Origin of the sequence: Streptomyces sp. NPDC101234 (assembly GCF_044767525.1) — a bacterium.
GTDB lineage: Bacteria > Actinomycetota > Actinomycetes > Streptomycetales > Streptomycetaceae > Streptomyces > Streptomyces sasae.
On sequence record NZ_JBIWOA010000022.1, the window covers coordinates 73,814 to 95,618 of the forward strand.

Genomic DNA, 21,805 nt, shown 5'->3' on the forward strand with positions numbered 1-21,805 from the left:
TACGACGGATGATTCGCTCGGGGGCAGGTCCCGCTCGGGCAGCGCAACCCGTGCGGCTTCTCCTGACCGTGCATGCGCCCCAATATCGTATGGACCACCGTACGAGACAGGTCGCTTCCTCGCCTGTCAGGCAGAGGTCGTCTCACTCGTACCGGGCGGTGGTTCCGGACGCGCTGAATCCGTGCCCCGCGCATATGTTGACTTCACGGGGTGCCGCTTTTGTCACGTCCCCGGAGGGCGTGGCGTGAGGGACCCGCAAGCGGACTCGAGAGGAGCGCAACCATGCCCTTGGCCACCACCGAGGACGGCACGCAGATCTTCTACAAGGACTGGGGCTCGGGCCAGCCCGTGGTTTTCTCCCACGGCTGGCCGCTCACTGCCGATGCCTGGGACCCCCAGATGAAGCTCATGGTGGACAACGGATTCCGCGCCATCGCCCACGACCGGCGCGGTGGCGGCCGCTCCGGTCAGCCCTGGGACGGCAACAACCTCGACACGTACGCCGACGACCTGGCCGCGGTCATCGAAGCCGAAGACCTGCACGATGTCATTCTGGTCGGGCACTCCACCGGCGGCGGCGAAGTCACCCGCTACATCGGCCGGCACGGTACGGCACGGGTCGCCAAGCTGGTCCTGCTCGGCGCGATCCCGCCGCTGATGCTGAAGACGGAAGCCAACCCCGAGGGCCTGCCGATCGAGGTGTTCGACGAGATCCGCCAGGGTGTGCTCACGGACCGATCCCAGTACTACAAGGACCTCAGCGCACCGTTCTACGGTGCAAACCGTGAGGGCTCGACCGTCTCCCAGGGAACGCGGGACGAGTTCTGGCTCTGGAGCATGACGGTCGGCATCAAGGGCGCCTACGACTGCATCAAGGCGTTCTCCGAGACGGACACCACCGAGGACCTGAAGAAGGTCGACGTGCCGACACTGATCGTGCACGGCGACGACGACCAGATCGTGCCCATCGTCTCCGCGGGCGACAAATCATCCAAAATTGTCAAGGGTGCGCAGTACAAGGTCTACGAGGGCGCACCTCATGGCCTTGCGATGGTGCCCAAATACGCCGAGATCTTCAACAAGGACCTGCTCGAGTTCGCGCGCAGTTAGCGGCGGTCCTGCAAGAGAACCGCCGACCTCCGGGACGAGAGGTCCGACCACCGCCCGGCCTGGCGCAGTGCCCGGCCGCTCGCGGGCGGCAGGTCTGACGTCGGCAAGAGCGCCCATCACGGGCACGGGATCACCCCGGCAACAGCGAACCGATGCGCCGTGTCAGCCGATCGGGCTTGCGCCCTGCTGGAAGACGTTGACGAGATTTCCGTCGTTGTCACGGATCGCGGTCGAGATGCTGCCGTCGCCGAGGTCCATCTGCTCCCAGACAGTCGTCACGCCCAGATCACGGAAGGTGCGGGTCACGCTGGCCAGGTCCTCGACACGGAAGACCAGGGCCTTGTTGCCGATCGGGCGGATGTGGGCGGGGGGCTCTGCCGTCAGTTCAGGGATCCGCACACCGTCTGCGGGCTGGAGGAGTTCGACCCGGAACCCGGGACCTTCCAGGAAGGCGACGTCCGCTCCGATGGCGTCGAAGCGGGACTTCGCCACCAGGGTGAGGCCGAACACCCGGTTCCACCACTGGATCGACGCGTCGAGGTCACTGACGGAAATCGTCACGTTGTGCAGGCTGTAGACGAAGGGCGGCTGGGCAACGGTGCTCATGGCGATCACGTTTCGTTAGGCGTATGCAGTCGTTTGCGGTGGGGGCACGCGAAAACCTCGCGTAGTCCCGCCCGGCTTGTCCCTGCCGTGCAGCGGAACAGTCTGCGCCCGCCCACCGCCGACCCGACGTCTACTTGCAGTAGCGAACCAGCGGGTCGCAGCCAAAGATAAGTCTTATGGACCACACAGTCAAGAACTTATGTCCCCTTCGGGGACATTGTGAAGTCAGTGCATCAAAGCGACGATTGACAGCTCGCCGCCCGCATGCGGATGAGAGGCGCGAACAAGGTCCCGCGCGGACTTGGGGAACCGAGGCCCTGTCCCCGGTGCTCCGTGGGACACGGTCCGGCACCTTCGGCCGCCAGAGCATCGTCCGGCCGGCGGTGAGGCGCAGTCGATGACCCAGACGATGGCGCAGCCGTACGGCCCGAGACGGCCCGCCCAGAGGCACGGTGAAAGGGTCAGACCGCCAACCGCGCTGAGACCGACGGCCGGACGACCGCGGGGGCGCTCGGAGGGCAGGCGCGCTGGACGCTCGCCCGCCAAGCGGAATTCTCGGCCCCGCCTTGAGGAGACTCGCGTCGCCCCCGCTCGAACCGGACGCACCCCGGGGCGACTTCAGCCGGCTCCGGCACTCACCACGGAGAAGGCCCGGAAGCGGGGCCAAGAATCCCGTCCTGGCCAGTCAGCACCGGGACAGCTGCTTGAGAGCGGCCTGGCCTATCTGCAGCAGAGCCGAGCCGCCCATGCCGGTCTTCGCGAGAAACTCGATGCCCTGCATGACCGCGAGGAGCAGTCGCCCGAGCTCCTGGGCGTCCGCGCCCGGTGCGACCGTCCCCTCGTCCTGGGCTTCCTTCACGCAGGCGATCAGAAGATCTTCGACCTCTTGGTAGCTGGTGCGGGCCCGGGAGACGACATCCGGATCATTGCTGTGCAGCTCGGACGTGCTGTTGACCAGAAGACAGCCGCGCCGCTGCGGGTCCTCCGTGAATCCCTTGGCCACCCCCTCAACCAGCAGGGTCAGGCGTTCGAAGGCCGTACCGGGCCCGGCGAGGACCGCCCGGACGCCGTTCAGCTGTTCGCCGCGATAGTCGTCCAGCACGTGCAGGAACAGCTGCCTCTTGTCGCCGAAGGCCCCGTACAGACTCCCCTTGCCCAGCCCCGTGGCGTTCGTCAGGTCCTGCAGTGACGTAGCCGCGTAGCCCTGATTCCAGAACTGCTCGCGCGCAGACTCCAGAACCTGGTTCTCATCAAAATTCCGCGGTCGCCCCATGCTCAACAGCATACGCCCTTCTTGACCTATCGGTCCAGATTGCGAGCCGTCCGGCGCCTGCGGCACACGTCGGCGGGGCGCGTGGCACGCGGCTCGACCTCCGGCTTTCCCGACACCCTGCCGGACGGGCGGACACCGGCCGACCTGCCGCCACTCCGAGGCGTGGCTGCAGTCACATTATTTTCCGTTCGGTCCATAACTCGGTTCTTTACCGTATGGTCCATAAAGAAGGCTCGGAGCCGTCCGGCTCGGGCCGTAACACCGCAGTGACACTTGGTGCACGACTTCTGGAGTCCGCACCGGACAGGGATAAACGATCATGGGACAGCTTGACGGGAAGACGGCGGTCGTCACCGGCGGCAACAGCGGAATCGGCCTGGCCACCGCCATGCGATTCGCACGTGAGGGCGCGCACGTGTTCATCACCGGCCGCCGGCAGGAGGCTCTAGACGCCGCGCTGGTCGAGATCGGTGGGGAAGCCACCGCCGTCCAGGGCGACGTCGCGAACCTCGCGGACATCGACCGCCTCTACGCGGCTGTCGCCGAGCAAGGCCGGTCCATCGACGTACTGTTCGCCAACGCGGGCGGCGGTGAGTTCGCCGCTCTCGAGCAGGTCACCGAGGAGCACTTCGACGCCACCTTCAACATCAACGTACGAGGCATGCTCTTCACCGTCCAGAAGGCCATTCCGCTGCTCAACGACGGCGCCTCGGTGATCCTGACCGGATCGACTGCCGCTACCTCGGGCGGCGCGGCCTTCGGCGTATACGCGGCCTCCAAGGCCGCGGTCCGTTCCTTCTCCCGCACCTGGGCCAATGAACTCAGCGGCCGCGCGATCCGAGTGAACACCCTGGTTCCCGGCCCGATCGTCACCCCGGGCATCACCGGCCTGGCCGCGGACGCCGACCAGGCCGCGAAGATGAGGGACGCCTTCGCCGGCCAGATTCCGCTGGGCCGGATGGGGCACCCGGACGAGGCCGCAGCTGCCGCACTGTTCCTCGCCAGCAGTGAGAGCAGCTTCGTCACCGGATCCGAGCTGTTCGTCGACGGCGGACTCAACCAGATCTGATCGCCGCAGGAGGACGCATTGTGCCCGCCCGGCGAAGACAAGAGCGTGTCCACGTCGCGGTCACACCGGTAGTCGCAGCGGACGTCCGGGCGGGTACAGCCCCTCCGGTGTGCACGCACACGGTGACACCCGCAACCGACCTCGAGTCCCTCCGCCGCTGCGCCCATAGGAAAGACGCCTGCTTCTGAGCGCCGGCACCGGCGTGAGCGGGGTGCGTGTGGCCCGGCCGTCAGCGGCCGGGCCACACTCCTGTGGTGCCGTGTGCGTCAGATCGCCACCGCTCCCCCGGTCCGAAGGGTCCTGACGGCGAATCCCGCACCGAACGGGACGCGTGCGAAGGCAGAACGAGCAGCAGGGAAGCCATGATTGCGTCGCTTGCGCAGATGCGACTCTTTGAGTCCGTAGCCCGCTGAACCGGACCGCAGGATGCCGAAGTGCTCAGCCGGGTCCGCAGGTCGGCCGGCGACGGCGGGTTCGGGGCCGCCGGCCGACCTGCCCTCCGCGACCGGCGGCCGGCATGCAGCACGGCATCCGACGGGAGTGCCTTGCGACTACAGCGCAAGGTCAGTGAGGACCAGCACGCGCTCGTAGGTGTAGTCCGCCATGGCGAACTTCACTCCTTCGCGACCGACACCAGACTGCTTGGCCCCGCCGTAGGGCATCTGGTCGGCGCGATAGGAGGGCACGTCGCCGATCACGACTCCCCCGACCTCCAGAGCCCGATGCGCCCGGAAGGCAGCCTGCAGGTCGCGGGTGAACACGCCTGTCTGCAGCCCGTACTTGGACTCGTTCACGGCGGCGAAGGCCTCGGCCTCACCGGACACCTTGAGGACCGTGAGAACCGGCCCGAAGACCTCCTCGCAGGCCAAGGTCGTGTCTGCCGGAACATCCGCGAGGACCGTGGGCGCGTACGAGGCGCCCTCCCGCTTACCGCCCGAATACAGCGTGGCCCCGGAACCGACGGCTTCGTCGACCCACGACTCGACGCGGCATGCTGCCTCCTCACTGACAAGCGGACCCACATCAGTTCTGTCATCCGACGGGTCCCCCGTGACCTGAGACTCGACGGCCGCGACGATACGTGGCAGCAACCGGTCGTACACCGCGGCGTCGGCTATGACACGCTGCACGGAGATACAGGACTGTCCGCCCTGGTAGTTGGAGAACACAGCGATACGCTGGGCGGCCCAGTCGAGATCCTCGTCGCGCGCGAAGTCGGCCAGCACCACGGCCGCACCGTTCCCGCCGAGCTCCAGCGTGCAGTGCTTCCTGGGAACCGAGTCCATGATGGCGTAGCCGACCCTCTCGGAGCCGGTGAACGAGATGACGGGCAGGCGCTCGTCCTGCACCAGTCCCGGCATCCGGTCATTGGCGACCGGCAGGATGCTCCATGAACCGGCCGGCAGTTCGGTCTCGGCAAGCAGGTCACCGATGATCAGACCCGACAGCGGAGTATTGGGCGCCGGCTTCAGGATGATCGGGGCGCCGGCCGCGATAGCCGGCGCGACTTTGTGGGCACCCTGGTTCAGCGGGAAGTTGAACGGCGTGATCCCCAGCACAACGCCCTTCGGGAAGCGACGGGTGAGCGCGAGCCGCCCCTGGCCGCCGGCGTCAGTGTCCAGCCGCTGAGCCTCGCCGCTGTTAAAGCGACGGGCTTCCTCCGCGGCGAACCGGAACACGGACACCGCACGGCCGACCTCGACGCGAGCCCATTTGATCGGCTTCCCGTTCTCCGCAGAAATGACCTGCGCGATCTCCTCACTACGCTCCGCGAGGCGCTTGCTCACATGGTCGAGCGCGGCGGCACGCACATATGCCGGTGTAGCCGCGAACTCATCGCGAACGGCGTATGCCGCCGCCACCGCCTCCTCGACCTGCTCATCGGTGGGAATACTGACCTCGCCGATGAGCCGGCCGGTCCAGGGAGAGGAAACCGCCAAGGTCGTCTCACCGCTGGCCGGGCGACCGGCGAGCCAGAAAGCACGGGTGGAAATCATGTCCTATCCACGGCCCTTTATGTCTGAAGGTGCGCTGACGCGTATCCGCCAGCAGTCAAACCTTAGGACCGCCGAAGTGACAGACGTTTTGTACGTGGTGTACTGATCACATACTTACGCATGCCGGAAGGTAGGCTTGAGCGAGGTACGGCCGACGACTCGCGGGTATCGACGTTCGATACGGGACCAGTGACCGACGCCGCTCACCTCGTCGCAGCATTGGCTCTTTCGGCTGACCGTCGCCGGAGGTCTCCTCGCGGCGGGCGGAGCGGCGTCCTCGGTTCAATTCTTCTCCTTCGATTGTTCTCGCAGCCCGCACTGCCGAATCGCCTGCTCCCGCGTCACACCGGGCACATGCTGTCAGCTTCCACGAGCACCGCATCCAAACCCGCGAACAGTGCGGCGCGTTAAGTGATGCATACCGGCGCACGATGGGGCAAAGTGGAACGTAGGGTCGACTGGCCGAGGCAGTGCCTCCTCAGAGCACACACCGAAGGTGAGCACGGAACTCGACTGATGTCGCTTGGTGTCGGACCAATCCGCAGCGGCCCAGGAAGAGGCCTCGCGCCGGACCGGAATGTGCTCCGGAAGGACATCCACCGTACCTGATACTTGTCGCACCAGTGGTTTGTTATTCGTGAGGAGCACCAGGTGGAAATGAAGAATACCGACACGGCGGTTGTGTTCATCGACCCTCAGAACGACGTTCTGAGCGAGGACGGAGCGAACTGGGACGCGGTGGGAGCGAGCGTCACAGAGAACAGGACCGTCGAGAATATGGAGAGGATCTTCGAGACGGCGAAGGCGGGCGGATACGAGGTCTTCATCTCGCCCCATTACTTCTACCCGACCGACAACGGATGGAAGATGAACGGACCACTCGAGACAAGCGAGCTCGAAACGCACACGTTCGCACGGACGGGGCAGCTCGATCTGACCGGGTTCCAAAACTCCGGGGCAGACTGGTTGGACCGCTTCAAGCCCTATATCGAAGACGGCAAAACGGTGGTCGCCAGCCCGCACAAGGTATTCGGACCGGAAACCAACGACTTGGTACTGCAACTGCGCAAGCGGGGAATGCAAAAGATTATTCTTGGCGGAATGCTGGCGAACATGTGCGTTGAGTCCCATATGCGGCACCTCATCGAGGAGGGATTTGAGGTCGCCGTAGTAAGGGACGCAACCGCTGGACCCCGACACCCGGTCTGGGGCGACGGCTATCAGGCGGCGATCATCAACTACCGTTTCTTCGCCCACGAGTTGCTGTCGACTGACGAAGTGCTCGCTCGAATGCACTGAGGAACTCGCAGCCTCCCCGAAGGCGACCGGGCTGCTTCGACACCGACGAGCTGTTCAGGAGGCCCTGCTCGTATGCGCCGAGAAGTCCGGCGGCCAGAAGAAGTTCGCCTACACCATCCTGGCCACCTCTCTCGCCTACCAGTTCAAACTCGGCAACGACCGCCCCCGAACCTTCCGGTTCGTCGTCATCGATGAAGCCTTCGGAAGCGGCTCCGAGGAATACGCCCGCTTCGCCGTGGACCTCCTGAAACGCCTCGGCCTCCACCTGCTCATCGTCACGCCCCTACAGAAGATCCACGTCATCGAGCCCTACGTGTCCGCCGTCGGCTTCGTCGACAACCCCACCGGACCCCACTCACGCCTGCGCACCCTGACCATCGCCCCATACGGGCGGGAGCGCCTCGTCCACGCATAGTCCGCGGCCGACCCCGCCACCGGGCAGGGAGCCTGACATGGCAGCGACCTCCGACCGGACCACACCCCACGCGGCTGGTCAGCCGGATTCCGGGACGCCCAGGGCCTTCTTCGCTGCATCCAGGAACGGAATCCGGAGGCTCGACATGTACTCCCAGACGTCCCCACTACCAGGCGATGTGGTGTTGTAACAGGCGAAGTTCAACCCCTCCTGGTACTTCCTGGCGGCTTTGACGAGGTCGCGACCCGCTACCAGTTGAAGAGCCCTCTGGCGGAACGCCATTTCATGCGTCAGGTCCGAAGAGCCCTCGACGTATCGGTCATGACGAGAGCAGCGCTCGGCAACGTGCTCGACTTGCTGGCAAATCTTGAGGAATTCCAGGATCGGTTCCTTCAGTTCGGCACGGACTGCCGCCGCGTGTGCTTCCTTGGCGCGTGCCTTGGAGTCCCGGGTGGGCAGGTACTGGCCGACCACGGTGGCTATGGCCCCAGCAGCCACACCGATGAGGGGCAGGCTGTTGTTCCACGAAGACGTCATGAAGAACCCCCCTCAACGTCGTTGGTCGGAACCCAGACGATGAAGTGGGTCGTGTCCTGCGCGTTCGAGGAAGCGGGGCTGAAGCGCTATCAGCGGTCGTGGTGTCCGCAGGTCCGCACCGGCCGCGGCCCCGAGAACATGGCAACGCTGCGCAACCTGGCGATCAACACGTCCAGGCAGCCGACCGCCAGAACATCGCTGCCGGCCTCCGGCACACCTCCGGCGAACCGTTCACCACCCGCTCGACCTCCAGGCCGTCTCCGGAGCATTGAGTGGTCGGATCCGAAAGTCCTTGGAGGCCGCTGACTTACTGGGCCACCCGGCTGACGGGACTTCCGTCCGCATCGACGAGTAAGCATGTGAAGCAGCCGAAAGACCATTCCTCCAGGTCGACGACCTGCCACCGTCCATCGCAGCAGGTCACCGCGTCCGCCGGTCTCTTCCGGGGGCATCTGACCAGCAGGAGCCAGTGGGTCTGCGCTCAACGTCGCCTGCCCTGGGCGCCCATCGAAGTTGGCCACCTTGACACTCTCAAATGAGCGTCAAGACACCTCGGAGAGCGTCATTCCAGCGTCAGGACATCGCCCGTAAAGCCCACACCGCACACCACCCGAACGCGCAGGTCAGGCGGCCTTTCCGGCCGGTTCGAGGATGGCGACACACTCCACATGGTGGGTCATCGGAAACAGATCGAACGCCCGCAATGTCCGCACGCGGTACCCCCCGTCCCGGAAGTACGCCAGGTCCCGGGCCAGGGCGGCCGGGTCGCAGGCGACGTAGGCGATGCGGCGGGCGGCGAGGGACGTCAGGTGTTCGACCGTCTTGCGGCCCGCGCCCGCGCGGGGCGGGTCGAGGACGATGAGGTCGACCTCGGTGATGCCGGTGCGCGGGAGGACCGACTCGACCTTGCCCTGTTCGATGCGGACCCGGGGGAAGTCGGCGAGGTTGTGCCGGGCGTCCTCGACCGCGCGCTTGCCGGACTCGATGCCGAGGACCGCGCCCTTCTCGCCGAGGCGGTCCGCGAGGGCGCCGGCGAAGAGGCCGACGCCGCAGTAGAGGTCCAGGGCCATTTCGCCCTTGCGCGGGAGGAGGCCCTGCATGACCGCCGTCACCAGGGTGTCCGCCGCCTTCGGGTGGACCTGCCAGAAGCCGCCGCTGCCGACCCGGTGGGTGCGGCCGTCTGCGCGCTCGCGCACGAACGCGCGGCCGTGGACGCGGTGGATCCCGCCGTCGTGCTCGTCGACCCGCATGACCGACACCGGCCGGTCGAGTTCGACGAGGGGGAGGCGGGCGCCGGGGCGGGGCTCCAGGATCACCATGCGGTCCTGGGAGCCCGTCGCGGCGATCGCGTCGACCGAGACCATGCCCGACCAGTCGCGTTCCTCGATGCCCAGCTCACTGATCCCCGGCGCCGCGATCATGCAGTGCTCGATCGGCTCCACCTCGTGCGAGCGGTGCCGGCGCAGCCCCGCGTTGCCGTCGGCGTCGACGGCGTACTGCACCCGGGTGCGCCACTGCGGCACCTCGCCCGCCGGCAGTTTGTCGCCCTCGGCGGGCATGACCGTGCCGTCCCAGCCGACGTCCTCGGGCGTGAGGCCGGCGAGCCGCTGGAGCTGTTCGGCGATCACCTCGCCCTTGAGACGTCGCTGGGCGCCCGGCTTGGCGTGCTGCCAGTCGCAGCCGCCGCAGCGGCCGGGACCGGCGTAGGGGCAGGGAGCCGGCACCCGGTCCTTGGACGCGTCCAGGATCTCGACCGCGTCGGCGCGCAGGTAGCGGGCCCCCTCCTCGCCTTCGGTCACCCGGGCCACGACCCGCTCGCCGGGCAGCGCGTGCCGGACGAACAGGACCTGGCCCTCGGCGGTGCGGGCGATGCAGTGCCCGCCGTGCGCGACCGGGCCGACCTCGACCTCGTACTCCGTCCCCACCAGCGTTTTCTTCGGTTCTGCCTGCATGGCGGGGTGACTCCAGATCAGAGAGAGGGGGGAGCGGCCGCGCGTGGGCCGACGACAGCCCACCAGTCTACGTGGTCCCGCAAACCCCTAGTTACTGCCGCTGGGCTCCTTCGGCCGTGCCTCCGCCGGACCACGCCGCACCGCACCCGGCGCGTTCCACTCCTGCCGCTTGCGGGCCCGGATCTTGGCCGCCTCGGAGGACGCCAGCTGGTAGGGCACGGAGGTCACCATCACACCGGGTGTGAACAGCAACCGGCCCTTCAGCCGCAGCGCGCTCTGGTTGTGCAGGATGTGCTCGTACCAGCGGCCCACGACGTACTCCGGGATGATCACGGAGACCGCGTCGCGCGGCGACTGGGCGCGCAGGCTCTTCACATACTCGATGATCGGCCGGGTGATCTCGCGGTACGGCGAGTCGAGGACCTTCAGCGGTACGTCTATACCGCGCCGCTCCCACTCCTCGCGCAGCGCCTTCGTCTCGGCCGGGTCGACGTTGACGGTGAGCGCCTCCAGGGTGTCCGAGCGCATCAGCTTGGCGTAGGCCAGGGCGCGCAGGGTGGGGCGGTGGATCTTGGAGATCAGGACGACCGAGTGGACGCGGGAGGGGCGGACGAGGTCGTCGTCCGGTTCCTCGGGAGCGGAGATCTCCTCGGAGACGCGGTCGTAGTGCTTACGGATCGCGGTCATCGTCGCGTAGAAGATGCACATGCCGAGCAGCGCCACCCAGGCGCCGTGGGTGAACTTCGTGACCAGGACGACGACCAGCACCAGGCCGGTGAAGAAGGCGCCGAAGGCGTTGATCGCGCGGGAGCGGATCATGTGGCTGCGCTTGGCCGGGTCCTGCTCCACCGCCAGGTGGCGGTTCCAGTGCCGGACCATGCCGGTCTGGCTGAGCGTGAAGGACACGAACACGCCGACGATGTAGAGCTGGATCAGGCGGGTCGAGTCCGCGCCGTAGATGACCGTGAGCAGGGCGGCGGCGCCGGCGAGCAGCACGATGCCGTTGGAGAAGGCGAGGCGGTCGCCGCGGGTGTGCAGCTGACGCGGCAGGTAGCGGTCCTGGGCGAGGATCGAGCCGAGGAGGGGGAAGCCGTTGTACGCGGTGTTCGCGGCCAGGAACAGGACCAGGGCGGTGGCCGCGGCGAGCACGACGAACAGGAAGCTGCCCTTGCCGAAGACCGCCTCGGCGACCTGGGAGATCACCGGGTTCTGGACGTAGCCGGAGCCGATCGGGACGCCGTTGTGGATCAGGTCGGTGGCCGGGTTCTCGGCCATGCGGACCTTGGTGGCCATGGCGAGCGCGATGATGCCGCAGAACATGGTGACCGCCAGCAGGCCCATCGCGGCCAGCGTGCTCGCGGCGTTCTTCGACTTGGGCTTGCGGAAGGCCGGGACGCCGTTGGAGATGGCCTCGACTCCGGTGAGCGCGGCACAGCCGGAGGAGAAGGCGCGGAGGAGGAGGAAGACCAGGGCGAAGCCGGCCAGGCCCTGGTGCTCGGCCTTGATCGTGTACGACGCCGTGGGCGCGTGCATCGTGTCCCCGAGGACCAGGCCCCGGAACGCACCCCACGCGATCATGATGAAGACGCCGCCGACGAACACGTACGTCGGGATCGCGAAGAGCTTGCCGGACTCCTTCACACCGCGCAGGTTCATCAGCGTGAGCAGCACGATCACGGTGACCGCGCACAGCACCTTGTGCTCGACGACGAAGGGGATCGCGGAGCCGAGGTTCTCGATGCCGGAGGCGATGGAGACGGCGACGGTCAGGACGTAGTCGACGAGCAGGGCGCTGGCGACGGTGAGGCCCGCCTTGGCGCCGAGGTTGGTGGTGGCGACCTCGTAGTCACCGCCGCCGCTCGGGTAGGCATGCACGTTCTGCCGGTAGGAGGCGACCACCGTGAACATCAGCACGACGACCGCGACGGCGATCCAGGGGCTGAAGTGGTACGCCGACACGCCCGCGATGGACAGGACCAGCAGGACCTCCCCCGGCGCGTAGGCGACGGAGGACAGCGGGTCGGAAGCGAACACGGGGAGTGCGATGCGCTTCGGCAGGAGCGTTTCGCCCAACCGGTCGCTGCGCAGTGCGCGCCCGATCAGGATCCGTTTGGGCACGTCGGTCAGTTTGGACACGAGAGAGGATCGTAGGCCTTCCACCTGGCAGGTCTCCAGCCGCAGTGCCGGATCTGCCTCCCGAGTGAAAAAGGTGACGGATGGAACTGCGGATTCCGCAGCTTACGCCCCATCCGTGCCTAGATGGCAGACCCCGCCTGTCTTCGCACTTCGGAGGTCCCATGCCCGCGACCGCAGAGCTGATCGGCGCCACGGTCGCCCTCGTCGGCCTCGGAATCCTCACCGCCTGGAGCGTGCGCAGCATCACTCGGAGATGAGCTTGGCCGAGGGGTGCCCGGCGGGGACGGTGCGTGTGTAGCTTGGGCCTCGGTCTGAGACCCTGATGTGGCTGAGCAGTAACTTTGGGACACCGGAAGGACGGTCGTGCACATCGTCATCATGGGCTGCGGCAGAGTGGGTTCCGCTCTCGCCCAGACCCTGGAGCAACAGGGGCACACGGTCGCCGTGATCGACCAGGACCCCACCGCCTTCCGCAGGCTGGGCCCCGGATTCGGGGGCCGTCGGGTCACCGGGGTCGGCTTCGACCAGGACACCCTGCGCGAAGCCGGCATCGAGGAGGCGGGCGCCTTCGCCGCCGTCTCCAGCGGTGACAACTCGAACATCATCTCCGCGCGGGTGGCCCGTGAGATGTTCGGGGTGGAGAACGTCGCGGCCCGGATCTACGACCCCCGGCGCGCCGAGGTCTACCAGCGCCTCGGTATCCCGACCGTCGCCACGGTCCGCTGGACCGCCGACCAGATGCTGCGCCGGCTGCTGCCCTCGGGCGCGGAGCCGCTGTGGCGCGACCCCACCGGCGGGGTCCAGCTCGCCGAGGTGCACGCCTCCCCGAAGTGGGTCGGCCACAAGATCAGCAAGCTGCAGGAGGAGACCGGCGTCCGGGTCGCGTTCCTGACCCGGCTCGGCGAGGCGATGCTGCCCACCTCGCAGACGGTGCTGCAGGAGGGCGATCTGGTGCACGTGATGATGCGGACGGACGACGTCGACAAGGTCGAGGCCGCCTTCGCCGGGGGTCCGGAAGAGGAGGGCGGTCACTGATGAGGGTCGCCATTGCCGGAGCCGGCGCGGTCGGTCGCTCGATCGCGGGCGAGCTGCTGGAGAACGGCCACGAGGTCCTGCTGATCGACAAGGCCCCGACCGCCATCTCGGTGGAGCGGGTCCCCCAGGCGGAGTGGCTGCTGGCCGACGCCTGCGAGATCACCTCGCTGGACGAGGCGGCGCTGCAGCGCTGCAACGTCGTGATCGCCGCGACGGGCGACGACAAGGTGAACCTGGTCGTCTCGCTCCTCGCGAAGACGGAGTACGGCGTTCCGCGCGTCGTCGCCCGGGTGAACAACCCCAGGAACGAGTGGCTGTTCAGCGAGGCCTGGGGCGTGGACGTCGCCGTCTCCACGCCGCGTCTGATGTCGGCCCTCGTCGAGGAGGCGGTGAGCGTCGGCGACCTGGTCCGCCTGCTGCGCTTCAGCCACGGCGACGCCAACCTCGTCGAGCTGACGCTGCCCGAGGAGTCGGCCCTGGCCGGCACCCAGGTCGGCGACGTGGAGTGGCCCCAGGACACCTCCCTGGTCACGATCATCCGCGGCAACCGGGTCCTGACCCCCTCCCGGGAGGACTCCCTGGAGGCGGGTGACGAACTTCTCTTCGTGGCCGCGCAGGCCCGAGAGGAGCAGTTGGAGGACCTGCTGTCGGTCCGGCGCGAGGACAGCTGACGCGGGCAAGCGCCGGGACAGCTGACGCAGGCAAGGAAGAAGGGCGCCCTCCGCTGCGGAGGGCGCCCTTCTCTCGTGTGCTACCTGCGGTGGCGTCCGCCGGAGGCCTCGCCGCTCTCCGCGGCCAGTGCCGCCTTGCGCTCCTCCTCGGCCTTCTCCGCCGCCTCCATCTCCGCGAAGACGTCGATCGGCGCCGGTGCCTTGGCCAGGAAGACCCAGGTCAGCCAGACGGCGAGCAGGAACGGCGGGATCTTCAACGCGACCAGCACCCAGCCCAGTTGGGCGGTGTTGGCCCACCAGTAGAGCGGGAAGAGGATCGCGCACTTGGCGAGCAGGATCAGACCCCAGGCCCAGCTGGCCTTGGCGTAGGCCTTCTTGCGGCCGGGGTTGCGGGTGCGCCAGGAGAGGTTCTCCTTGAAGACCGGGCCGAGGATAAGGCCGATCAGCGGGACCCCGCACAAGGTCGTGATGATGTACGCCAGTGCCAGGCCCAGCGTGTAGAGCATGCCGGGCAGGTAGAAGTCCTTGGCGTTGCCGGTCATCATCGCGAAGACGACACCGAAGGCGACACCGAAGACACCGCTGAAGGCGTGCTTGACGGTGTCCTTCATGACGAGGCGGACCACGACCAGCACCAGGGACACCGCGAGGGCGGCGATCGCCGACCAGTGCAGGTCCTTGTTGATGGTGAAGATCGTGACGAACAGCAGGCCGGGCAGGACGGTTTCGACCATGCCGCGCACGCCGCCGAACGCCTCGAACAGCGCGGCCTCGGTCACCGCCCGCGCATCGGCCTGCGCCTGCGTGTCTTCGGTCGGCTTGTCGAGCGACGTCACCGGCTACTCCCTACCGAGGGGTCTCAGTTCGTACTTGGGATTGAACAGCACCCGGCGGCCCCGGCTCATCGAGATCCGGCCAGATGCGATCAGCCTGCGCCCCGGTTCTATGCCCACGATGGAGCGCCTGCCGAGCCACACCACGTCCAGCGCGGCGGAGCCGTCGAAGAGCTCCGCCTCCAGGGCCGGGACTCCGGCCCGCGGCCGCAGGGTGACCGTGCGCAAGGTACCAGTAACGGTGACGATCTGCCGGTCCTGGCAGTCGCCGATCCGGATACAGCCCGCGATGTCGGCATCCTCGCGCAGCTCCTCCGACTCCAGGTCCTCCTGGGACGAGGAGAGCCGGTCGAGCATGCGCCGGAACCGGCCGACCGGCCTTTCGGAACGAGGAACAGCACTCATGTCTGAAAGCGTACCGGGGCCCGCCGACACCGCCGTAGTCCAGCTCGCCTCCCGGACCGACAGCCCGGATCACTTCTCGAACCGGTAGCCCATCCCCGGCTCGGTGATGCCGCATCCCCCGGGGGACAACCCCCGGACCCCCGGCCGGCCCTGCAGCTCACTTCTCGAACCGGTACCCCATCCCCGGCTCCGTGATGAAGTGCTTCGGGTGCGACGGGTCCGCCTCCAGCTTCCTGCGCAGCTGGGCCATGTACACGCGCAGGTAGTTGGTCTCCGTCCCGTACGACGGCCCCCACACCTCCTGGAGCAGCTGTTTCTGGCTGACCAGCCGGCCGGTGTTGCGGACCAGCACCTCCAGCAGATGCCACTCGGTCGGGGTGAGCCGGACGTCCCGGCCGGCCCGGTTGACCTTCTTCGCGGCCAGGTCGACGGTGAACCCCTCGGTCTCCACCAGGACGTCGTCCTCGTCGCCCCCGGCGACGGGTTCCGCACGGCGTACGGCGGCCCTGAGGCGGGCCAGCAGCTCGTCCATGCCGAAGGGCTTGGTGACGTAGTCGTCGGCGCCCGCGTCGAGCGCCTCGACCTTCTCGTCGGAGGAGTGACGGGCCGAGAGCACCAGGATCGGCACCCTGGTCCAGCCGCGCAGCCCCCTGATCACCTCGACGCCGTCCATGTCGGGCAGGCCGAGGTCGAGGACGACCACGTCGGGGTGGCGGGAGGCGGCCATTTCGAGGGCGGTCCGGCCGTCGGGGGCCGCGTCGACCTCGTACTTGCGCGCCTTGAGGTTGATCACGAGGGCGCGCACGATCTGCGGCTCGTCGTCGACCACGAGCACACGGGTCATGAGGCCTGCCTTTCCGGTTCTGCCACGCCGTCCGCCACGGCATGTGCCACTGCGGTGACCGATCCTGCCGCGCGGAGGCTGAGGACCATGGTGAGCCCGCCTCCGGGCGTGTCCTCGGCGTTGAGGGTGCCGCCCATCGCCTCGGCGAAGCCCCTGGCGACCGCGAGCCCGAGTCCGACCCCGGCGCCGCGCGGGGCGTCGCCGTAGCGCTGGAAGGGCTCGAATATGCGGTCCTTGGCCTCGTCGGGCACGCCGGGCCCGCGGTCCACGATCCGTACCTCCACGCGGTCCGCGATGGCACTGGCGGAGACGAGCACGGCGCAGTCGTACGGGCTGTACTTGACGGCGTTCTCGACCAGGTTGGCCACGGACCGCTCCAGGAGCCCGGCGTCGGCCCGGACCATGGGCAGGGTCTCGGGGACGTCCAGGTCCACGCTGCCCTCGGGGACGCCGACCAGGGCCATCGGGACCACCTCGTCGAGGTCGATCTCGCGGACGATCGGGGTGACGGTGCCGGTCTGCAGGCGGGACATGTCGAGCAGGTTGCCGACCAGGTGGTCCAGCCGGTCGGCGCCGTCCTCGATGCCTTCGAGGAGCTCCGCCTTGTCCTCCTCGGACCACGCCACGTCGTCCGAGCGCAGTGACGACACCGCCGCCTTGATCCCGGCGAGCGGGGTGCGCAGATCATGGCTGACGGCCGCCAGAAGGGCCGTACGGATCCGGTTGCCCTCGGCGAGCGCGCGAGCCTGCTCGGCCTCCTCCTGGAGGCGTCTGCGGTCCAGTACGACGGCGGCCTGGGCGGCGAAGGCGGCGAGCACCCGGCGGTCCTCGGCGGGCAGCACCCGGCCGGTCAGCGCGAGCGCCATGTGGTCGCCCACGGGCATGTCGACGTCGGCGTCCTCGGGGCGCTGCAGCGCGGGTCCGAAGCCGGCCCGCCCGGCGCAGGTCCACGGCTCGACGTCGCCCGCCCGCTCCAGCAGGGCGGCGGACTCCATGCCGAAGGTCTCCCGGACTCGTTCGAGCACTTCCTCCAGGCTGGTCTCGCCGCGCAGCACGTTGCCGGCGAGGAAGGAGAGGATCTCCGACTCGGCGCGCAGCCGGGCCGCCTGGTGGGTGCGGCGGGCGGCGAGGTCCACGACCGAGGCGACCGACAGCGCGACCCCGAAGAAGATCACGATGGCGACGATGTTCTTCGGGTCGGCGATGGTCAGCCGGTGCAGGGGCGGGGTGTAGAAGTAGTTCAGCAGCAGCGAGCCGAAGGCCGCCGAGGCCAGGGCCGGGAAGAGCCCGCCGAGCAGTGCGGCCGCGACCGTGAAGGTCAGGAACAGCAGCATGTCGTTGGCGAGGCCGAGCTCGACGGTGTTGAGCAGCAGCGCCATGACGACCGGGCCGACCAGACCGACCAGCCAGCCCGCGATGATCCGACCGCGCCCGAGCCGGGCGCCCCGGGCCACCGGAAGGCCGCGTCCCTTGGCGACCTCCTCGTGGGTGACGATGTGGACGTCCAGGTCGGGCCCCGACTCGCGGGCGACGGTGGCGCCGACGCCGGGCCCCAGGACGTACTGCCAGGCCTTGCGGCGCGAGGAGCCGAGGACGATCTGGGTGGCGTTGACGCCGCGTGCGAAGTCGAGCAGGGCGGCGGGGATGTCCTCGCCGAGGACCTGGTGGAAGGTGCCGCCGAGGTCCTCGACGAGGGTGCGCTGGACGGCGAGTTCCTTCGGGGAGGCGGAGGTCAGCCCGTCGCTGCGGGAGATGTAGACGGCGAGCACCTCGCCGCCGGCGCCCTTCTCGGCGAGCCGCGCGGCCCGTCGTATCAGCGTCCGGCCCTCGGGCCCGCCGGTGAGGCCGACGACGATCCGCTCCCGGGAGCCCCAGATCGCCGAGACCCGGTGCTCGCTGCGGTACTGCTTCAGGTACTCGTCGACCCGGTCGGCCACCCACAGCAGCGCCAGCTCGCGCAGGGCGGTGAGGTTTCCGGGGCGGAAGTAGTTGGACAGGGCCGCGTCGACCTTGTCCGGCTGGTAGATGTTGCCGTGCGCCATGCGCCGGCGCAGCGCCTGGGGCGACATGTCGACCAGCTCTATCTGGTCCGCACGCCGTACCACCTCGTCGGGCACCGTCTCGCGCTGGCGCACGCCGGTGATGGACTCCACGACGTCGCCGAGCGACTCCAGGTGCTGGATGTTGACCGTCGAGATCACGTCGATCCCGGCGGCCAGCAGCTCCTCGACGTCCTGCCAGCGCTTGGCGTTGCGGGAACCGGGGATGTTGGTGTGGGCGAGTTCGTCGACCAGGGCGACGGCGGGGGCGCGGCGCAGTACGGCGTCCACGTCCATCTCGGTGAACGTGGCGCCCCGGTACTCCAGCTCCCTGCGCGGAATCTGCTCCAGGCCGTGCAGCATCACCTCGGTACGCGGCCGGTCGTGGTGCTCGACGAAGCCGACCACGCAGTCCGTGCCCCGCTCCACGCGCCGGTGCGCCTCGGAGAGCATGGCGTAGGTCTTGCCCACACCCGGTGCCGCACCGAGATAGATCCGAAGCTTGCCGCGTGCCATGGTCCTATTGTCTTCCCGTAACTGCCGCCTACGCAGCGTCGACCTTACGGCCAACAATCCTGGCGAACGGGGCGGAAGGCCGGTCGGCGGGCATCTTTGACGCAACTCTGATGGCGCGGGCCGGTGCGTTCGGCGCGGATGGCATCGTCCGACGTCGTCAGTGCTCGGCGATCTCCCCGTCGGCCAGTCCCGGCACCCGGTCGGCCAGGTCGAGCAGGGTCGTGCCGTGCGTCGCCACCAGCGCGGTGACGTTCTCGCTCCGTACGACCGCGCGCAGCAGCTCCATCACGGCGTGCCCGGTCTCGGCGTCCAGCCGGCCGGTCGGTTCGTCGGCGACGATCAGCGCGGGGCGGTTGGGGAGGGCACGGGCCACGGCGACGCTCCCCCCAGTGCCTTGAGGGCCTGGGGGGACCCCCAGCTGCCGGCCGCCGGACAGCTCACCGGGCCGCTGGGCCGCGTGCTCGGCGAGGCCGACCGGACCGAGGAGCGTTTCGACGCGCTCCTCGCGCTCGCGGGCGTCGGCCCGGCGCAGCCGCATCGGCACGCCCACGTTCTCGGCGGCGGTGAGGATCGGGATGAGCCCGAAGGACTGGAAGACGAAGCCGATCCGGTCCCGGCGCGGCTCCAGCAGCCCGTTCTCGCCCAGCTCGGCGGGGTTGCGCCCGTCGACCGTGACACTGCCCCGGTCGGGCGTGTCGAGGCCGCAGACGATGTTCAGCAGGGTGGTCCTGCCGGAGCCCGAGCGCCCCTTGAGGGCGACCGGCTCACCGCGTGCCACCTCGAAGGAGACCCCGCGCAGCGCGTGCACTGCGGCGGTGCCGCGGCTGTAGGACCTGTGGACGTCCTCGACACGCACCATCGTCTCGGTGATCACTCGGCTCATGCCCCGCTCCCCCGGTCGGCCGGGCGCCGGTATCGGGGGCCGGCGCCCGGCCGTCCGAGCGTTCGTCGGATCCGGTCGGGTTCGGGCCGGGTTCAGTTGGGGTTGTCGCCGTGGGTGAGCGTCTCCCAGGCGACGAAGAGGTTGTTGCTGCCGGCGGGGCGGTTGGCCAGGGTGAGCGTCTGGGTGTTGGTCATGGCGATGCCCAGGCGGTTGTGGAGGGCGTTGTAGCCGACCTCCGTGACGGGGCCGAGGCCGAGGTTCAGGGAGCCGCCGCAGAGCCAGCTGGGGACGGCGGTGCCCAGCTGGTACTTGGACTGGAAGCCGAGCGCCTGCCGCAGCCGCTCGCCCACGTCGGTGCCGTACAGGTCCTCGCCCTGGATCCGGCTGGTCTCGGCGACGTGCGAGATCGCGGAGATCCCGTACCCGGTGTGGACGAAGTCCCGGCAGGTCTCCTGGGTGAGGCCGGTGACGAAGGTGGACTGGCCCTGCCAGTACGAGACGATCTTGGCGGTGGTGTCGAGGTTCTGGCTGGGCACGGTCTTCGGCACCGAGCCGTCGGAGGCGAGGTAGACATAGGCGGCCGTGCGGGTGCGGAACCTGGCCATGGCCGTATCGTACGACGCCTTGTCCTCCAGGAAGACGGAGATGCCGACGGCGGCCTCCATCATCGTCAGCTCCCAGTTGCCGTTGGAGTTGGAGCCCTTGATGACGGTGGGAAGGTAGACGTTGCGCAGCATGGTGGCGAAGCGGGCCTCGTTCGCCCAGGTGCCGGTGTACGTGTACCTGATGATCTCGGCGGCCTTGGGCCAGGAGGAGCCGGCCCAGCCGGTCTGCAGGGGCGCGTTGCTGTTGGTGTGACCGGTGAGGGTGGCCGACCAGGCGTCCATGATCTGGATGGCCTTCTCGGCGTAGCGGGCGTCCTTGGTGATGTACCAGGCGAGCGCGTCGGTGTAGGCGGCGATCGCGTCCTCGCGCTCGTCGGTGCAGCCGTAGTCCGGGTCCGAGTACGGCCCGCACTCGACGGTGGCCCATGGCTTGGGCGTGCGGTTCAGGTCGGCGTACCTGCTCGCCATCATCTGGTCGTAGGCCGTCTTCCAGGGCTGGGCGCCCGCCAGCACCTCGGAGCGGGCGAAGTCCAGCTGGGACCGGGAGACGGTGACTCCGGGGTGCACGAAGGTGGCGGGGGCGGCCTGGGCGGGCCAGGAGAGGGCTGTGGCGACGAGGGCGACGACGGCCACCAAGAGTCCGGTTCTGCGCATACCTGAGGGCCTTCCGTTCTTCCATGTGAACGTGAGGCGCCTTTATGAACGGGCGCGTTGAGCCGTGACGGTAGGTACAGACCAATGCGCCGTCAAGAGGTCACACATATGAAAGGGCCGCACTCCTCGTGAGGGGTGCGGCCCTTGTCGCCTGCTGTGTGTTCTTACCGGACCTCGGTGATCTCCGGTCCGCGCTGGAGCTGGCCCATGCCGCCGGAGAAGCGCGAGGACTCCTCCTGCTGGACGCCCTCGGGGACCATCTGGGCGTCGTTCGGCAGCTTCAGGACGATCGGGTCGCGGGGCGCCATCGGGCCCTCGCCGCGGACCACGACGGTGTCCCGGAAGATCTGCTCCAGGAGCCCGGCGGCCTGCGGCTGCACCGCGCCCTGCCCGGAGATCACACCGCGCAGGAACCAGCGCGGCCCGTCCACACCGACGAACCGGACGACCTGGAAGCCGCCCGTGCCGTCCGGCAGCTGCACCGGCACCTGGGCACGCAGCTCCCAGCCCAGCGGACCCTCGACCTCGTCGACGATGCCGCCCTGCTGGGTGATCCCGGAGCCGATCTCCTCGCGCACCTCGCCCCAGATGCCCTCACGCTTGGGAGCGGCGAAGGCCTGCAGCTGGATGGCGCTGTCGCGCAGCACCACGGTCGCCGCGACGATCGCGTCACCCGCGACCTCGACACGCAGTTCCATACCGTCGACGCCGGGCACGAACAGACCGCCGAGGTCCACCCGGCCCTCGCCCGGCTCCCGCACCTCGGAGTCGTCCCACGGTCCGTCGGGCCGGGGCTCCGGTTCCAGGCGTACGCGCTCGCGCTCGCCCTCTTCCTCGTCCGCCTCGGTGTCGACGCTGTCGACGACCTGCTCGGCCTCGCCGGCCGCGTCCTCGGCGGCACCCTTCTTCTTGCGACGTCCGAACAC

The 21,805-nt window shown here is 68.6% G+C and carries 19 protein-coding genes; 6 read left to right on the top strand and 13 right to left on the bottom strand.

Going from position 1 to position 21,805, the window contains the following annotated elements; all coding sequences use genetic code 11:
• Nucleotides 1-282: 282 nt before the first annotated feature.
• Complete coding sequence (locus tag ACIRR9_RS34150) at nt 283-1,110, top strand: alpha/beta fold hydrolase (RefSeq protein WP_403759937.1); 828 nt, start codon at nt 283-285, stop codon at nt 1,108-1,110.
• A gap of 162 nt (nt 1,111-1,272) precedes the next feature.
• Here the strand turns inward: ACIRR9_RS34150 and ACIRR9_RS34155 are convergent, their stop codons facing one another.
• Both ACIRR9_RS34155 and ACIRR9_RS34160 read right to left on the bottom strand, forming a co-directional pair.
• Complete coding sequence (locus tag ACIRR9_RS34155; protein ID WP_403759940.1) at nt 1,273-1,716, bottom strand: VOC family protein; 444 nt, start codon at nt 1,714-1,716, stop codon at nt 1,273-1,275.
• 685 nt (nt 1,717-2,401) lie between these two features.
• The gene (locus tag ACIRR9_RS34160) at nt 2,402-2,989 is read right to left on the bottom strand and encodes a TetR/AcrR family transcriptional regulator (protein WP_403759943.1); all 588 of its coding nucleotides are present in this window, start codon (nt 2,987-2,989) and stop codon (nt 2,402-2,404) included.
• Nucleotides 2,990-3,308: 319 nt separating this feature from the next.
• Here ACIRR9_RS34160 and ACIRR9_RS34165 point away from each other — a divergent pair, with 319 nt between their 5' ends.
• Nucleotides 3,309-4,058, top strand: coding sequence for an SDR family oxidoreductase (locus ACIRR9_RS34165; RefSeq protein WP_403759944.1), 750 nt, complete (start codon nt 3,309-3,311; stop codon nt 4,056-4,058).
• Nucleotides 4,059-4,609: 551 nt separating this feature from the next.
• On the opposite strand, the gene ACIRR9_RS34170 is transcribed toward ACIRR9_RS34165, so the two are convergent.
• Complete coding sequence (locus tag ACIRR9_RS34170) at nt 4,610-6,055, bottom strand: aldehyde dehydrogenase family protein (protein ID WP_403759947.1); 1,446 nt, start codon at nt 6,053-6,055, stop codon at nt 4,610-4,612.
• A gap of 657 nt (nt 6,056-6,712) precedes the next feature.
• Here ACIRR9_RS34170 and ACIRR9_RS34175 point away from each other — a divergent pair.
• Both ACIRR9_RS34175 and ACIRR9_RS34180 read left to right on the top strand, forming a co-directional pair.
• Complete coding sequence (locus tag ACIRR9_RS34175; RefSeq protein ID WP_403759950.1) at nt 6,713-7,354, top strand: cysteine hydrolase; 642 nt, start codon at nt 6,713-6,715, stop codon at nt 7,352-7,354.
• Nucleotides 7,355-7,418: 64 nt separating this feature from the next.
• Nucleotides 7,419-7,769 carry an SbcC/MukB-like Walker B domain-containing protein gene (locus tag ACIRR9_RS34180; protein ID WP_403760129.1) on the top strand — a complete coding sequence of 117 codons (351 nt, stop codon included), beginning with the start codon at nt 7,419-7,421 and terminating at the stop codon, nt 7,767-7,769.
• Between the two features lie 78 nt (nt 7,770-7,847).
• Here the strand turns inward: ACIRR9_RS34180 and ACIRR9_RS34185 are convergent, their stop codons facing one another.
• From ACIRR9_RS34185 to ACIRR9_RS34195, 3 genes are all read right to left on the bottom strand, one after another.
• Nucleotides 7,848-8,306: a hypothetical protein gene (locus tag ACIRR9_RS34185; protein ID WP_403759953.1), complete on the bottom strand. Its 459-nt coding sequence runs from the start codon at nt 8,304-8,306 to the stop codon at nt 7,848-7,850.
• 623 nt (nt 8,307-8,929) lie between these two features.
• Complete coding sequence (locus tag ACIRR9_RS34190; protein ID WP_403759956.1) at nt 8,930-10,258, bottom strand: class I SAM-dependent RNA methyltransferase; 1,329 nt, start codon at nt 10,256-10,258, stop codon at nt 8,930-8,932.
• A gap of 87 nt (nt 10,259-10,345) precedes the next feature.
• Nucleotides 10,346-12,394 carry an APC family permease gene (locus ACIRR9_RS34195; RefSeq protein ID WP_403759959.1) on the bottom strand — a complete coding sequence of 683 codons (2,049 nt, stop codon included), beginning with the start codon at nt 12,392-12,394 and terminating at the stop codon, nt 10,346-10,348.
• A gap of 363 nt (nt 12,395-12,757) precedes the next feature.
• Here ACIRR9_RS34195 and ACIRR9_RS34200 point away from each other — a divergent pair, with 363 nt between their 5' ends.
• The gene (locus tag ACIRR9_RS34200) at nt 12,758-13,429 is read left to right on the top strand and encodes a TrkA family potassium uptake protein (RefSeq protein WP_089104280.1); all 672 of its coding nucleotides are present in this window, start codon (nt 12,758-12,760) and stop codon (nt 13,427-13,429) included.
• Nucleotides 13,429-14,100, top strand: coding sequence for a TrkA family potassium uptake protein (locus ACIRR9_RS34205; RefSeq protein ID WP_365347142.1), 672 nt, complete (start codon nt 13,429-13,431; stop codon nt 14,098-14,100). The genes ACIRR9_RS34200 and ACIRR9_RS34205 overlap by 1 nt, the downstream gene beginning before the upstream one ends.
• Nucleotides 14,101-14,180: 80 nt before the next feature.
• Here ACIRR9_RS34205 and ACIRR9_RS34210 read toward each other — a convergent pair whose 3' ends face one another.
• From ACIRR9_RS34210 to ACIRR9_RS34240, 7 genes are all read right to left on the bottom strand, one after another.
• Nucleotides 14,181-14,936, bottom strand: a complete 756-nt coding sequence (locus tag ACIRR9_RS34210) for a DUF3159 domain-containing protein (RefSeq protein WP_403759963.1) — start codon at nt 14,934-14,936, stop codon at nt 14,181-14,183.
• Between the two features lie 3 nt (nt 14,937-14,939).
• Entirely contained in the window at nt 14,940-15,338 is a 399-nt protein-coding gene (locus ACIRR9_RS34215) for an OB-fold nucleic acid binding domain-containing protein (RefSeq protein ID WP_123973521.1), read from the bottom strand.
• A gap of 157 nt (nt 15,339-15,495) precedes the next feature.
• Complete coding sequence (locus ACIRR9_RS34220) at nt 15,496-16,182, bottom strand: response regulator (protein ID WP_365347136.1); 687 nt, start codon at nt 16,180-16,182, stop codon at nt 15,496-15,498.
• Entirely contained in the window at nt 16,179-18,737 is a 2,559-nt protein-coding gene (locus ACIRR9_RS34225) for an ATP-binding protein (protein WP_403759967.1), read from the bottom strand. The genes ACIRR9_RS34220 and ACIRR9_RS34225 overlap by 4 nt, the downstream gene beginning before the upstream one ends.
• Before the next feature lie 157 nt (nt 18,738-18,894).
• Nucleotides 18,895-19,620: an ABC transporter ATP-binding protein gene (locus ACIRR9_RS34230; protein ID WP_403759970.1), complete on the bottom strand. Its 726-nt coding sequence runs from the start codon at nt 19,618-19,620 to the stop codon at nt 18,895-18,897.
• A gap of 92 nt (nt 19,621-19,712) precedes the next feature.
• A complete protein-coding gene (locus ACIRR9_RS34235; RefSeq protein WP_403759973.1) occupies nt 19,713-20,879 on the bottom strand; it encodes an alginate lyase family protein in 1,167 nt (388 codons plus the stop codon).
• A gap of 164 nt (nt 20,880-21,043) precedes the next feature.
• Nucleotides 21,044-21,805, bottom strand: coding sequence for a DUF3710 domain-containing protein (locus ACIRR9_RS34240; protein WP_316780679.1), 762 nt, complete (start codon nt 21,803-21,805; stop codon nt 21,044-21,046).

Bases quoted from the DNA above. Each gene is read 5' to 3' on its own strand.
- ACIRR9_RS34175 (WP_403759950.1), top strand. From the start codon at position 6,713: ATGAAGAATACCGACACGGCGGTTGTGTTCATCGACCCTCAGAACGAC.
- ACIRR9_RS34215 (WP_123973521.1), bottom strand. From the start codon at position 15,338: ATGAGTGCTGTTCCTCGTTCCGAAAGGCCGGTCGGCCGGTTCCGGCGC.
- ACIRR9_RS34165 (WP_403759944.1), top strand. From the start codon at position 3,309: ATGGGACAGCTTGACGGGAAGACGGCGGTCGTCACCGGCGGCAACAGC.
- ACIRR9_RS34225 (WP_403759967.1), bottom strand. From the start codon at position 18,737: ATGGCACGCGGCAAGCTTCGGATCTATCTCGGTGCGGCACCGGGTGTG.
- ACIRR9_RS34160 (WP_403759943.1), bottom strand. From the start codon at position 2,989: ATGGGGCGACCGCGGAATTTTGATGAGAACCAGGTTCTGGAGTCTGCG.
- ACIRR9_RS34190 (WP_403759956.1), bottom strand. From the start codon at position 10,258: ATGCAGGCAGAACCGAAGAAAACGCTGGTGGGGACGGAGTACGAGGTC.
- ACIRR9_RS34185 (WP_403759953.1), bottom strand. From the start codon at position 8,306: ATGACGTCTTCGTGGAACAACAGCCTGCCCCTCATCGGTGTGGCTGCT.
- ACIRR9_RS34155 (WP_403759940.1), bottom strand. From the start codon at position 1,716: ATGAGCACCGTTGCCCAGCCGCCCTTCGTCTACAGCCTGCACAACGTG.
- ACIRR9_RS34220 (WP_365347136.1), bottom strand. From the start codon at position 16,182: ATGACCCGTGTGCTCGTGGTCGACGACGAGCCGCAGATCGTGCGCGCC.
- ACIRR9_RS34205 (WP_365347142.1), top strand. From the start codon at position 13,429: ATGAGGGTCGCCATTGCCGGAGCCGGCGCGGTCGGTCGCTCGATCGCG.
- ACIRR9_RS34170 (WP_403759947.1), bottom strand. From the start codon at position 6,055: ATGATTTCCACCCGTGCTTTCTGGCTCGCCGGTCGCCCGGCCAGCGGT.
- ACIRR9_RS34235 (WP_403759973.1), bottom strand. From the start codon at position 20,879: ATGCGCAGAACCGGACTCTTGGTGGCCGTCGTCGCCCTCGTCGCCACA.
- ACIRR9_RS34150 (WP_403759937.1), top strand. From the start codon at position 283: ATGCCCTTGGCCACCACCGAGGACGGCACGCAGATCTTCTACAAGGAC.
- ACIRR9_RS34230 (WP_403759970.1), bottom strand. From the start codon at position 19,620: ATGAGCCGAGTGATCACCGAGACGATGGTGCGTGTCGAGGACGTCCAC.